This window comes from Janibacter limosus (assembly GCF_004295485.1).
Lineage (GTDB): Bacteria > Actinomycetota > Actinomycetes > Actinomycetales > Dermatophilaceae > Janibacter > Janibacter limosus_A.
This window is the reverse complement of record NZ_CP036164.1, coordinates 517,594-530,347: the sequence shown is the minus strand read 5'-3', so window position 1 is coordinate 530,347 and position 12,754 is coordinate 517,594. Positions and strand designations below refer to the sequence as shown.

11 protein-coding genes are annotated in these 12,754 nt (G+C 70.0%); 5 read left to right on the top strand and 6 right to left on the bottom strand.

What is annotated here, in order from left to right:
• Window positions 1-106: 106 nt before the first annotated feature.
• The 3 genes from EXU32_RS02605 to sucC form a co-directional block, all read right to left on the bottom strand.
• Window positions 107-940, bottom strand: coding sequence for a lysozyme (locus EXU32_RS02605; protein WP_130628494.1), 834 nt, complete (start codon window positions 938-940; stop codon window positions 107-109).
• A gap of 207 nt (window positions 941-1,147) precedes the next feature.
• Window positions 1,148-2,038, bottom strand: coding sequence for a succinate--CoA ligase subunit alpha (sucD, locus tag EXU32_RS02600; protein WP_130628493.1), 891 nt, complete (start codon window positions 2,036-2,038; stop codon window positions 1,148-1,150).
• Between the two features lie 18 nt (window positions 2,039-2,056).
• Complete coding sequence (gene sucC / locus EXU32_RS02595) at window positions 2,057-3,238, bottom strand: ADP-forming succinate--CoA ligase subunit beta (RefSeq protein WP_130628492.1); 1,182 nt, start codon at window positions 3,236-3,238, stop codon at window positions 2,057-2,059.
• Window positions 3,239-3,415: 177 nt separating this feature from the next.
• Here sucC and EXU32_RS02590 point away from each other — a divergent pair, with 177 nt between their 5' ends.
• Window positions 3,416-4,342 carry a lipase family alpha/beta hydrolase gene (locus EXU32_RS02590; RefSeq protein WP_242612862.1) on the top strand — a complete coding sequence of 309 codons (927 nt, stop codon included), beginning with the start codon at window positions 3,416-3,418 and terminating at the stop codon, window positions 4,340-4,342.
• A 146-nt stretch (window positions 4,343-4,488) separates the two neighbouring features.
• Window positions 4,489-5,394: a M23 family metallopeptidase gene (locus EXU32_RS02585; RefSeq protein ID WP_130628491.1), complete on the top strand. Its 906-nt coding sequence runs from the start codon at window positions 4,489-4,491 to the stop codon at window positions 5,392-5,394.
• Window positions 5,395-5,514: 120 nt separating this feature from the next.
• Here EXU32_RS02585 and pcrA read toward each other — a convergent pair whose 3' ends face one another.
• Both pcrA and EXU32_RS02575 read right to left on the bottom strand, forming a co-directional pair.
• A complete protein-coding gene (gene pcrA / locus EXU32_RS02580) occupies window positions 5,515-7,962 on the bottom strand; it encodes a DNA helicase PcrA (RefSeq protein WP_130628490.1) in 2,448 nt (815 codons plus the stop codon).
• A 160-nt stretch (window positions 7,963-8,122) separates the two neighbouring features.
• Entirely contained in the window at window positions 8,123-9,208 is a 1,086-nt protein-coding gene (locus tag EXU32_RS02575) for a DUF2510 domain-containing protein (protein ID WP_130628489.1), read from the bottom strand.
• Between the two features lie 229 nt (window positions 9,209-9,437).
• Here EXU32_RS02575 and EXU32_RS02570 point away from each other — a divergent pair, with 229 nt between their 5' ends.
• From EXU32_RS02570 to ligD, 3 genes are all read left to right on the top strand, one after another.
• Window positions 9,438-10,715, top strand: coding sequence for an MFS transporter (locus EXU32_RS02570; RefSeq protein ID WP_130628488.1), 1,278 nt, complete (start codon window positions 9,438-9,440; stop codon window positions 10,713-10,715).
• Window positions 10,716-10,736: 21 nt separating this feature from the next.
• On the top strand, window positions 10,737-11,327 hold the full coding sequence (locus tag EXU32_RS02565; RefSeq protein WP_130628487.1) for a GNAT family N-acetyltransferase: 591 nt from the start codon (window positions 10,737-10,739) through the stop codon (window positions 11,325-11,327).
• Window positions 11,328-11,419: 92 nt separating this feature from the next.
• Complete coding sequence (ligD, locus tag EXU32_RS02560; protein WP_130628486.1) at window positions 11,420-12,388, top strand: non-homologous end-joining DNA ligase; 969 nt, start codon at window positions 11,420-11,422, stop codon at window positions 12,386-12,388.
• On the opposite strand, the gene EXU32_RS02555 is transcribed toward ligD, so the two are convergent.
• Window positions 12,389-12,721 (bottom strand): TfoX/Sxy family protein, encoded by a 333-nt coding sequence (locus EXU32_RS02555; RefSeq protein WP_130628485.1) that lies wholly within the window; start codon window positions 12,719-12,721, stop codon window positions 12,389-12,391.
• Window positions 12,722-12,754 lie beyond the last annotated feature (33 nt).

Sequence of the window (12,754 nt, the reverse complement as noted above, 5' to 3'; positions counted from 1 at the left end):
CGACATGACTCGTACTCCGTCGAGGGTACCCCGCACCCATGGATGACCACACGCCCTGTCCCACCCTGCGGTACGGGCTCGGTGCACAGGTCACCCGATGCGTTCGTCAGTGCGTCGCGAAGTACCGCAGCCGCGCCAGCGTCCCGTTCCACACGTTCTGGTCGACGGGGGTGGTGGAGTACTGCCAGAAGCTGTAGGTGGACCAGCCGGCCGGCTTGGTGCCGGGTGCGCTCGCGTAGCGGGCGAGCCACAGCGGAGACTTCGCGGCGAAGGAGGTGTCGCCCCCAACGCACTTGTTCCACCAGCTCGTCGCCGTGTAGATCACCGGGTAGCGGCCGGTGCGGGCGCGGTACCGGTCGAGGAAGGCGTTGATCCAGGAGCGCATCTGGGTCTGGGTCTTGCCGTAGCAGGCGGCTCCGTACGGGTTCCACTCCATGTCGAGCGCCCCCGGGAGGGTCTTGCCGTCAGCGGACCAACCGCCGCCGTGGTCGACGAAGTGGTTGGCCTGGGTCGTCCCGCTGGAGCTGTCCGGCAGCGCGAAGTGGTAGGCGCCCCGGATGAAGCCCTGGGAGTAGGACCCCGTGTACTGGTGGCCGAAGGTGGGGCTGGTGTAGGTGCTTCCCTCGGTGGCCTTGACGTAGGCGAAGCGCTTGCCGGCCTGCCACTGGGCGGCCCAGTCGACGCGTCCCTGCCAGCTGGACACGTCGATGCCCGGCACCCCCGGGGGCGTGGCTGCCACGGCGGCCGTGCTCCGCTTGGGCGTCTGCTGCACGTCGTGCTGCCGCCAGCCCATCGCCGCCTCGCCGGGGCCCGTGACCCCAGCGTCTCGTGCCTCGGCGGTCGGGGTGCGCTCAGCCGGAGCGGCACCCGCGCCGGTGGGGACGAGCAGGCCGACGGCGGTGAGCGCCGCCGCGGCCAGAGTCATGGTGGTGCGGGACATCAGGGATCCTCCAGCGACGAGTGGTGGCCCTGGGACGGGCCGAGTCGCAGGCTAGATGCCGCAGGTGGCCAGCCGGCCACGATCGTCCCCGGATCCCGTCAGGGGACGGTCACGATGTCTGCAGACCTGACGAAGGGCGACTCCCACCTCATCGGTGGGAACCGCCCTTCGTCATCGGTCCCGGAAGACCTGGGTGCCAGGGGGCACTTACTTGGCCAGGGACTTCATGATCTCGCGCATGAGGTCAGCGGTCTCGGACGGCGTCTTGCCGACCTTGACCCCGGCGGCCTCGAGGGCCTCCTTCTTGGCGGAGGCCGTACCGGAGGAGCCGGAGACGATGGCGCCGGCGTGGCCCATGGTCTTGCCCTCCGGGGCGGTGAAGCCCGCGACGTAGCCGACGACCGGCTTGGTCACGTTGTCCTTGATGTACGCCGCAGCGCGCTCCTCGGCGTCGCCACCGATCTCACCGATCATCACGATCGCGTCGGTGTCGGGGTCCTGCTCGAAGGCCTCGAGGCAGTCGATGTGGGTGGTCCCGATGACCGGGTCGCCGCCGATGCCGACGCCCGTGGAGAAGCCGAACTCACGCAGCTCGTACATCATCTGGTAGGTCAGCGTGCCGGACTTGGACACCAGGCCGATGCGGCCCGCACCGGCGATGCTCGCCGGGATGATGCCCGCGTTGGACGCTCCGGGGCTGATCAGGCCGGGGCAGTTGGGCCCGATGATCCGGGTGGCCTTGCCCTTGCTGTAGTTGTAGAACTCCGCGGAGTCCTTGACCGCGATGCCCTCGGTGATGACGACGGCGAGAGGGATCTCGGCGTCGATCGCCTCGACGACGGCCGACTTGGCGAAGGCCGGCGGCACGAAGATGACCGACACGTCAGCGCCGGTCTCCTTCATCGCGTCGGCGACCGAGCCGAAGACGGGGACGGTCTTGCCGTCGGGGAAGTCGACGCTCTGGCCGGCCTTCTTGGGGTTGACGCCGCCCACGATGTTGGTGCCCGAGGCGAGCATGAGCGTGGTGTGCTTCATGCCCTCGGAGCCGGTCATGCCCTGGACGATGACCTTGGAGTCAGCAGTGATGAAGATTGCCATGTCTTTTTTCTACGTCCTTTACTTCGCGGCCAGCTCGGCGGCCTTGCGGGCAGCGCCGTCCATGGTGGCCTCGATGGTGACCAGCGGGTGGTTGAACTCGGCCAGGATCCGGCGGCCCTCCTCGACGGCGTTGCCGTCGAGACGGACGACGAGCGGCTTGGTGGCCCCGTCACCGAGGGTCTTCAGCGCGCCGACGATGCCGTTGGCGACGGCGTCGCACGCGGTGATGCCACCGAAGACGTTGACGAAGACGGACTTGACCTGCTCGTCGCCCAGGATGACGTCGAGGCCGTTGGCCATGACCTCGGCCGAGGCGCCGCCGCCGATGTCGAGGAAGTTGGCCGGCTTGGCCTTGCCCCCGGTGAAGTCCTCGCCCGCGTAGGCGACGACGTCGAGGGTGCTCATGACGAGCCCGGCGCCGTTGCCGATGATGCCGACGTTGCCGTCGAGCTTGACGTAGTTGAGGCCCTTGGCCTTGGCCTTGGCCTCGAGCGGGTCAGCTGCCTCGGTGTCCTCGAGGGCAGCGTGGTCGGGCTGACGGAAGTCGGCGTTCTCGTCGAGCGTGACCTTGCCGTCGAGGGCGACGATGTCGCCCTGCTCGGTCTTGACGAGGGGGTTGACCTCGACGAGGGTGGCGTCCTCCTCGCGGTAGACGACCCAGAGCTTCTTGATCGCATCGGCGATCGCGCTCTTGTCCGCGTCGTCGAAGCCTGCGGCGTCGACGATCTCCTTGGCCTTGGCGTCGTCGATGCCGACATTGGGGTCGACCGCGATGCGGGCGAGCGCCTCGGGGCGCTCGACGGCCAGCTGCTCGATCTCCATGCCGCCCTCGACGGAGCACATGGCCAGGTAGGTGCGGTTGGCCCGGTCGAGCAGGATCGAGAAGTAGTACTCCTCGGCGATCTGCGCGCCCTGGGCGATCATCACCTGGTGGACCGTGTGGCCCTTGATGTCCATGCCCAGGATGGCCTTGGCGTGAGCCTCGGCCTCATCTGCGGTCTTGGCGACCTTGACGCCACCGGCCTTGCCGCGGCCCCCGGTCTTGACCTGGGCCTTGACGACGGTGACACCGCCGCTCTTCTGACCGATGGTCTCGGCGGCGGCTCGCGCCTCCTGAGGGGTGGTGGCGACGGCGCCGGCAAGAACCGGGACACCGTGCTTCTCGAACACGTCGCGTGCTTGGTACTCGAAGAGATCCACGAGGTTGATTCCGTCCTCTGCTGTGGTAACGGGGTGCGGGTCGAGAGTAACCCCCGTCCGCGGGCCGGGGCACCTCCGGCCATGGGATGAGCTCCTCGGCGATCGTTGAAGCGTTGATCACAGAGTCGTCACAACACCTCACACGCAGGTGCTCTTGGGGGTTACTCTGCAGTCACCATGGCCCCGCAGACACGCACGGTGACCGCCACCGTTTCGAGGAGCGAGCCGGCGACGACGCCGGCCCGCCTGCGCACCGGCGTGTGCCAGCAGCTGCGGCAGATGGCCACTGCGCAGGCTGCGGTGGGCGCCGCCGTCGAGATCGTCTGGGCCACGACGCACCTGTCGCTCTACCCCTTCGGCGCTCGCGCACCGCGGCGCGGCGGACCGCGCAACGGGTACCGCATCGAGCACCTCAGCCCCGTCCAGCGGGGACGCCTCGTCACGGACGTGACCGAGGCGGGCACCCCGATCCTGCTGCTGCACGGCATGGCCGACAACCACTCGATCTTCGCCCTGCTGCGTCGTGGCTTGCTGCGTCGGGGGTTCAGCCGGGTGTTCTCCATGAACTACTCGGTCCGGACCAAGGACGTGCGCACCGCTGCGGTCCAGCTCGCCGAGGAGATCGAGACGATCGCGGCCGAGACCGGCTTCGAGCGGATCCACGTGGTGGCGCACAGCCTGGGCGGTGTCGTCGCGCGCTACTACGTGACGCGGCTCGGAGGCGACGAGCGCGTCCACACCCTCGTCACCCTGGGCTCCCCGCACGGAGGGACCCTGCTCGCCCACCTCGTGCCGGCGTCGCTGCTGCGGCAGCTGCGGCCGGGCAGCGCCTTCATGCAGGAGCTCAACCAACCGGCACCCGAGTGCCGCACCCGCGTCATCGCCTTCTGGTCCGACACCGACGAGGCGGTCGTGCCCGCGGTCAACGCCTCGCTCCACCAGGAGGGGGTCCACAGCACCAACATCCGGCTGCGTGGCGTCGGCCACCTCTCCCTGCCGATCCTGCCGAGCGTCGTGCACCAGATCGCGACCCGGCTGACGCAGCTGGACAGCGAGGGTGCGCCGACCGCGTCGGTCACCTCCATCGCCGACCGCCCCGCCTGACCTCGATCCGTCGACGTGGTCGACGAGGTCGACGAGCGCGCGCCGGCCGTTCCGCATGAGCCAGATCACCCCAGTTTTGCATAACGAAAAGGTCACGCTAGGGTTTCCGGGATTTGTCCACGACCCCCTGCGAGGACTCTCCCTTCATGTCTGACTACTCCGGACGGCACCGGCCGCCCACTCGCGCTGAGCGGCGCGCCATCGAGCACCGCTCGCGTCTGCCCAAGAGCTTCGGCCCTGCCTACCTCGTCCCCACCGCCGCGGCCGCCACCCTGGTGCTCACCGCTGCGGGAGCGACCGCGGCCCAGTCCGCGTCCTTCGGAGGCGGTGCGGGCACGCAGGCCAAGGCCGCCTTCCTCTCGGCGGACAAGGACAACGGCACCACGTCGCTGCTGTCCGACCCGAGCCTGGGTGACGACGCCCGCGAGGAGGTCGCCGCCTCCGCGCAGGAGAGCAGCGGTCTGGCCGCGCGCCGGCAGGCCGTCTCGACCTCGGTCGCCAAGGACCAGGGACGCACGCAGGAGCGCAAGCGCGTCGCCCGCGCCAAGGAACGCACGGCGATCGCCGCGGACAAGAAGAAGCAGGAGAAGTCCTCGACGGCTGCTCCCGCGTCCGCCGGCTCCTCCACGGCGCAGGGCGCGCCGCAGGCTGCGCCTCAGGGCGCCCAGAGCTGGGTCAAGCCGCTCGACAACGCCGTCTTCACCTCCCCCTTCGGCCCCCGCTGGGGCAAGCTGCACGCCGGACAGGACTACGCCGCCGCGATCGGCACGCCCCTGAAGGCCCTGAGCAGCGGCACGGTCATCGGCGCCGGCCCGATGAGCGGCTACGGCATCTACATCGACATCAAGTACTGGGACGGCACCGTCGTCCGCTACGCCCACATGAGCTCGTTCAGCGCCAGCGTCGGCCAGCAGGTCGCCCCGGGCGACGTCGTCGCCCTGTCGGGCAACACCGGCCGCTCCACCGGACCCCACCTCCACATGGAGATCCACCCCGGTGGCGGCGGCGCGATCGACCCGGCGGGCTGGCTCGCCGAGCGCGGCATCAGCTGAGCCACGGCTCCACCGACGAAGGGGGCCCGACGAGCGATCGCTCGTCGGGCCCCCTTCGTCTGCATTCCCCTATGGCAATGCAATCCGGGCGTGCATTGCCCTAGGGCAATGCACGGTTGGTCAGAGCTTTTCGAGGGGGGCGTAGCGCAGCAGCAGCCGCTTGACGCCGTCCTCTCCCCCGAAGTCGACGTGGGCCATCGACTTGTCGCCCTCGCCCTCGACCCGGATGACGGTGCCGAGGCCGAAGCTGTCGTGGGTGACCTTGTCGCCGTCCGCGAGGGCGATGACCGGCCGGTTGCCCGGCGAGCGCACGCCGGGCCGAGCGGCCAGGCGGGCGACCGCGGGCTGGCGACCGTCACGGGAGCCGGATCCGCCGAAGCCACCGAGCGGTGGGCCGGTGCGCTCCCACCGCACGAGGTCCGCGGGGATCTCGTCGAGGAAGCGTGAGGCCGGGTTGTACTGCGGCGTGCCGAAGGCGCTGCGCACCGCTGACCGGGACAGGTGCAGCCGCTCGCGGGCGCGGGTGATGCCCACATAGGCCAGACGGCGCTCCTCCTCGAGCTCGGTGGCGTTGGCCAGACTGCGCTGGTGGGGGAAGGTGCCGTCCTCCATGCCGGTGAGGAAGACGACGGGGAACTCCAGGCCCTTGGCCGTGTGCAGCGTCATGAGGGTGACCACCCCCTGCTCCTCGCCCTCACCTCCGTCGGGGATCTCGTCGGCATCGGCCACGAGGCTGACCTGCTCGAGGAAGTCGTCGAGGCTGATGACCTCACCGGTGGCCTCACGGGTCGCGTCGAACTCACGGGCGACACCGACGAGCTCCGCCAGGTTTTCCAGCCGGGTCTCGTCCTGGGGGTCACGGCTGGCCTGCAGCTCGCTGACATAACCACTGCGCTCGAGCACGGCCTCGAGGAGGTCACCGATGCCGGCGCCCCCTTGGTGGAGCTCGCCCAGCGCCTCGAGCAGGGCGGTGAACCCCTTGACCGCCTTGACCGAGCGGGTCGCGATGCCCGGCGCGTCCTCGACCCTGCCCAGCGCGGCGACGAAGGGGATCCGCTCGCGCTCGGCGAGCTGGGCGACGGCGAGCTGGGCCCGGTCACCGATGCCCCGCTTGGGGGTGTTGATGATCCGGCGCATGTTGACCGTGTCGGCCGGGTTGGTGACCACCCGCAGGTAGGCCAAGGCGTCCTTGACCTCCCTTCGCTCGTAGAAGCGGGTGCCGCCGACGACCTTGTAGGGCAGCCCCGTCCGGACGAAGATCTCCTCGATCGCGCGGGACTGCGCGTTGGTCCGGTAGAAGACCGCGACATCGCCGGGGCGCACCCCGTGCGCGTCGTGCAGGTCGTCGATGGTCTTGGCGATGAAGGAGGCCTCGTCGTGCTCGTTGTCCCCGACGTAGCCGACGATCTGCTCGCCGGCCCCCGCCTGCGTCCACAGGTTTTTCTTTCGCCGGGACTCGTTGCGCTCGATGACGGCATTGGCCGCGCTGAGGATCGTCTGGGTCGAGCGGTAGTTTTGCTCGAGGAGGATCGTGCGGGCGTCCGGGTAGTCCTCCTCGAACTCGACGATGTTGCGGATCGAGGCGCCGCGGAAGGCATAGATCGACTGGTCGGCGTCACCGACGACGACCAGCTCGCTCGGCTCGACGGAGTGGTCCGAGCGGGCCGCGTCCTTGTCCCCGCCGACCAGCTCCCGCACGAGCATGTACTGCGCGTGGTTGGTGTCCTGGTACTCGTCGACGAGCACGTGGCGGAAGCGGCGACGGTAGTGCTCGGCGACATCGGGGAAGGCCTGCAGGATGTGCACGGTCGTCATGATGATGTCGTCGAAGTCGAGCGCGTTGGCCTGCCGCAGCCGGCGCTGGTACTCGGTGTAGACCTGCGCCAGGATCTGGTCCTGCTGGGTCCCGCCGGTCTGCGCGTCCTCGTCGACCGACGCACGCCGGGCGAACTCCTCCTCGTCGACCAGCTCGTTCTTGAGGTTGCTGATCCGGTGGCCCAGGGAGCGTGGCGGGTAGCGCTTGGGGTCCAGGTCGAGGTCGCGCATGACCATGGCGACGAGGCGCTGGCTGTCGGCGGCGTCGTAGATCGAGAAGCTGCTCTTCATCCCGACCTTGCCGGCCTCGCGGCGCAGGATGCGCACGCACGCGGAGTGGAAGGTCAGGACCCACATCGCCTTGGCCCGGGGGCCGACGAGGTCCTCGACGCGCTCACGCATCTCGGCGGCGGCCTTGTTGGTGAAGGTGATCGCCAGGATCTGGCCCGGCTGGACGCCCCGGGCACCGAGCAGGTGGGCGATGCGGTGGGTCAGCACCCGGGTCTTGCCCGAGCCGGCCCCGGCGATGATGAGCAGCGGGCCGCCCGCGTGCAGGACCGCCTCGCGCTGGCCCGGGTTGAGGCCGGCGACCAGCTCCTCCGGGTCCCGCTGGACGGGAGTGTGGTGCCGGCTGTGCGCGGCCCGGGTCGGACCCTCGTCACTCATCGCCCAGGTGGGGACACCGGTATCGGTGACCTCCTGGCTCCAGTCACCGGGCAGGGCATCGGGAAGGTCGTCGAAAAGGCTGCTCATGTCGCCGACCAGCCTACGTCGCAGGACCGACACCCTTTGAGCCGCTTGCAGGGCAAGCTCCAGATTCCGCAGCGGTCGAGGCGTGTGAACGCCCGAGGCCGTCACGCCTCATTCACCGGTGGTACGTGGCTTCGCCCTCAGGCCTCGACTGGCCGTGTGGTCAGGTGATCCCGCCATCGTCCGAACGCACCGATAGAGGCAGCGCACCGTCCTGCCGGACGTTACGGGAGCTGACGAAATGCCCAAGGAAGTCTTCGATGTCAGTAAGACTGCGCAGCTGGGGATGCGTCGCCAGGAGACGCGAGAGCTCCTTGGCACCGTCTTGTGCGGTCAGCTGCTCCATGCGCTGCTGTGCTTCCAGCGTCACGTGGTCAGGATCGCTGATGCGGGCATGGGATAGCCGGCGCCACATCTCCTTCTCGATGACACCTGCTGTCAGCCAAGCCTCGACGTGGGCGCGCCACTCCGCGGTACTCATGTTGATCCGAGTGTCGTCCTCGTCCGGAAGCCTGCGCCACCCGACGGCCGGAGTCGCGTCGGCCTCAGTCCCGATGGCGCGGATAGTCGTCACGTGCTGCGTCCACGTTGCCCCGTCCCAGAATCGCAATTGCATTCCGTGCCATGGGTCCGTGTACCAGTCGGCCGGGTACGTCGACGCCCCGGGCAATGGCGAGACGTGGTGGGTCCATGCCGAACCGTCCCACCAGCGAAGCTGCACTGGGTTCGACGGATCGGCATGCCATCCAGAAGCCGCCGCCCACGAGGTCTGAGCACGCTCCGCGTATTCGTGGGTCCACGCAGCGCCATTCCAGAAGCGGAGGCGGGTTGAATCAGGAGATGTCTCGTACCAACCCGCAGGAATGACTGCCGGAGGGGCGGTCGTCTCTTCCTCCTGGCGCTGCAGCTTCCGGCGGTGCGCAAACCTCGCGCTGGCTACACCGACCGCGATGCCAACCCCGGCAACAAGCGCGAAGGGAACCAGTCGCGAGATGTCGGGCGTGTCCGACTCCCAAGATGCCACGTCGTGGTCACGGGGCCAGTCGAGGACCTCACTAGGGGCCCTGTCGCGGTCAGCGTCCTGTTCGACCTGGTCGCCGATGACCGGATGCGACATATCGCCCGTCGACTTGTCGCGGGCGAGAGGACTCTTGAGCCCGTCGTGCTCGCGAGAGTTCGAGAAATCGGCATTCTCCTTGAGGAAGATCTCGCGAATCTCGCGACGGTAACCGAGGGGCGGCTCAGTCACGTGCGACCTGCTCGAAGAACCTCACCGGCGCAAATGAGCGGGCGGCGACTCCTCAGATGACAGCCTTCCAGGGCCCTCCGGCACACAGCCTCATTCACGGCGTCTCCCTCGTCGTGCTCGCGATACGCGTCGTCTGAGTGTATGCGCGCCGTCGACCGTCATGGCGTGCTCGTGGTCGGGGTTCACGCCCAAAGGACCGACGCCGTCGTCGGCCGGATAGCGTGCCGCGGTGAGCCCCATCCGCGACGACCTGAGCCTGCTGCGCGAGCGCCGCTTCGCCGCGCTCTTCGCCGCACGGACCCTGTCGATGCTCGGACTGGCCTTCGCCCCGGTCGCGCTCGCCTTCGGCGTCCTCGGCCTGCCGGGGGCCGATGCCGGCACCCTCTCGCTGGTCGTCGCGGCCGAGGCGATCCCCCACGTCCTCGGGCTGCTCCTCGGCGGCGTCGTGGCCGACCGCTACCCGCGTCGGTTCGTGATGTTCGCCGGGGAGTGCCTCTCCCTCGTCGCGTGGCTCGGGATCGGCACCATGCTGCTGGTCGGGTGGGCGCCGATCCCGATGGTCTGCGCCTTCGCCGTGCTCACCGGCCTGGCCGGAGCGGTCGTCTGGCCGGTCCTGTCGGGGATCATCCCCGAGGTGGCGCCCGCCGGGCACCTCCAGCCGGCCAACGCCCTGCTCGCCGTCGGCGCCAATGTCGCGCGTATCGGTGGGCTGATCGCGGCCGGGGCGGTCGTCGTCCTCGTCGGGCCGGGCTGGGCCCTCGTCGGTGCCGCAGTGATCTACGCGGCGGCCGCGACCTTCGCCTGGCGGATCGGCTCCACCCCCCGCCCCGGACGCGAAGGGGGGACCTCCGTCGTCGGCGAGCTGCGGGAGGGGTGGGTCGAGTTCTCCTCACGTGAGTGGCTGTGGGTGGTCGTCGCGCAGTTCGCGCTGCTGGTCCTCGCGTGGCAGGGCGCCCACACCGTCCTCGGACCGGTCGTGGCCGAGGCCGAGCTCGGCGGCGCCGGAGCGTGGTCGGCGATCCTCACGGGCGAGGCGGTCGGCATGCTCGTCGGCGTCGTCATCGCCCTGCGGATCCGGCCGCGCCGACCGATCCTGCTCGGGGTCGTGCTCACCTCGCTCACCGCGCTGCCGTACCTGCTGCTCGGGGTGGGCGCCCCCCTTCCGCTCATCGTGCTCGGCGGGTTCGTCATGGGCCTGGGCATGGACACCTTCACCGTGCTGTGGCAGACGACGATGCAGCGCGAGGTCCCGGCCGAGGCGCTGTCCCGGGTCGCGTCCTACGACGCCTTCGGGTCGATGCTCTTCGGGCCCGTCGGGGTGCTGCTCGCCGGGCCCGCTGCCGTGCACTTCGGCGCGCACCGGGCTCTGCTCGGGTGTGCTGCGCTCATCCTGCTGTCCAGCCTGCTGGCGCTGCTCTCCCGCGACGTGCGCACCCTGCGGGCGCCCGAGCGGATCACGCCGGTCCCCGAGGGTGAGTTCACGCCACCGGTCGATCCGGTCGTCTGACCCGGGATCTAGGGTGGGCGCATGTCCCTGATCGTGCGCCCCGACCCCCGCTACCAGACCTCCTACCTCGAGGCGCACGACGAGTTCGGCGGCGTGCACCGCGACGGCGACGGCGACCTGGCGCAGGCCGCCGACCCGACGGTCGGCTTCGACGGCTTCACCTTCACCCGGGAGGGCCTGACCGACCCCGAGGAGTTCCGCCGGCTCGTGCAGGTCCGGCGGGCCGACGAGCTGCCCGAGACGCCCCGGCCGAACGGCTACGTGCCGTGCACCTACCTGTGGATCGTCGAGGGTGACGAGTACCTCGGCTCGATCGCCCTGCGCCACGAGCTGACCGACTTCCTCCTCGAGCAGGGCGGGCACATCGGCTACTCGATCCGCCCCACGGCGAGGCGGCAGGGGCACGCGAGCACCGCCCTTCGTCAGGTGCTGGAGCTGGCTGCCGAGATGGGCCTGGAGCGCGTCCTGATCACCTGCGACGAGGACAACGCTGCCTCCCGGGCGACCATCGAGGGGGCCGGCGGCGAGTACGAGGACTCTCGTCAGGGCAAGCGGCGCTACTGGGTGACGACGATCGCGACCGACCGCCCGGAGGGCGCCCGGATCGGGTGACCCCTCGAGACGCTTGCTGCGCAAGCTCCTCGGGGACCGTGAGGAGGCGCGCCCAAGCTCCTCGGGGACCGTGAAGTGAGTACGGTCGGTGCATGGCGCGCGGCGAGCACGGCGAGGACGTCCATCTCGATGTCGGTGGCCGGGATGTGCGCATCTCCTCCCCCGACCGGGTGTACTTCCCCGAGCGCGGTGAGACCAAGCTCGACCTCGCGCAGTACTACCTGTCCGTCGGCGACGGGATCCTGCGCGCGCTGCGCGAGCGGCCCACGATGCTGCACCGCTTCCCCAAGGGTGTCGAGGGCGCCAAGGTGCACCAGAAGCGCCTGCCGAAGGGAGCCCCGGACTGGGTCGAGACCGTCCGCCTCCACTTCCCCCGCTACGACCTGCACGCCGACGAGCTGTGCCCGACCGAGCTGGCCCAGATCATCTGGGCGGTGCAGATGAGCACCGTCGAGCTGCACCCGTGGAATGTCCGCCGCGCCGACGTCGACCGGCCCGACGAGTGGCGGATCGACCTCGACCCCATGCCGGATGCTCCCTTCGAGCGGGTGCGGCGGGTGGCCGGCGTCGTGCACGAGGTGCTCGACGAGCTGGGCATCGTCGGCTTCCCCAAGACCTCCGGCGGGGCCGGGCTGCACGTCTACGTCCGGATCGAGCCACGGTGGGAGTTCGGCGACGTGCGAAGGGCGGCGCTCGCCTTCGCCCGCGAGGTCGAGCGGCGGGTCCCCGACGAGGTGACGACGACGTGGTGGCGCAAGGACCGCGACCCGGCGGCCATCTTCGTCGACTACAACCAGAACGCACGCGACCACACGATCGCTGCCGCCTACTCGGTGCGGGGCAATGCTGCTGCCACCGTGTCCACCCCGATCACGTGGGACGAGGTCGCCGACGTCGAGCCGCAGGACTGCACCATCGCGACGGTGCCGGAGAGGTTCGCACGACTCGGTGACCTGCACACCGACATCGACGACATCGCGCACGACCTCACGCCGCTGCTCGAGTGGGCCGACCGCGACGAGGCCGAGGGGGCCGAGCCGCCTGCCGACCCCGAGGACTGATCAGGGGGCGCGACGCAGACAGGCCTCGATCCAGTGAGCCAGACCGGTCTCGTCCTCGACGGCATCGGGCGAGACGTCGAGCCAGCTCGGCCCCATGCCCCGGCCACCCATGTCGGCGACCCGGGCGTAGTAGCGGCCGGCGTCGGCCAGGAGCCGCTCGCCCTCCTGCGGGTCGACCCGCACGAGCAGGCCGCCGCCACCCCGGACACCCATGAGGATCGAGCCCCCGACCAGGAAGATCAGCGCCCCGAACATGCGCCGCTCCTCCCACTCGATGCCGCGGGCGAAGAGGGCGTCACGCACCCGGTCGGCGAGCTGCTCGTCGATGGCCATGGGTCCACGGTGGCAGATGTCTAGGGTGGGCGG

Coding starts and splice junctions, on each gene's coding strand:
- EXU32_RS02605 (WP_130628494.1), bottom strand. CDS start 940: ATGTCCCGCACCACCATGACTCTGGCCGCGGCGGCGCTCACCGCCGTC.
- sucD (WP_130628493.1), bottom strand. CDS start 2,038: ATGGCAATCTTCATCACTGCTGACTCCAAGGTCATCGTCCAGGGCATG.
- EXU32_RS02590 (WP_242612862.1), top strand. CDS start 3,416: ATGGCCCCGCAGACACGCACGGTGACCGCCACCGTTTCGAGGAGCGAG.
- EXU32_RS02585 (WP_130628491.1), top strand. CDS start 4,489: ATGTCTGACTACTCCGGACGGCACCGGCCGCCCACTCGCGCTGAGCGG.
- pcrA (WP_130628490.1), bottom strand. CDS start 7,962: ATGAGCAGCCTTTTCGACGACCTTCCCGATGCCCTGCCCGGTGACTGG.
- EXU32_RS02565 (WP_130628487.1), top strand. CDS start 10,737: ATGTCCCTGATCGTGCGCCCCGACCCCCGCTACCAGACCTCCTACCTC.
- ligD (WP_130628486.1), top strand. CDS start 11,420: ATGGCGCGCGGCGAGCACGGCGAGGACGTCCATCTCGATGTCGGTGGC.
- EXU32_RS02555 (WP_130628485.1), bottom strand. CDS start 12,721: ATGGCCATCGACGAGCAGCTCGCCGACCGGGTGCGTGACGCCCTCTTC.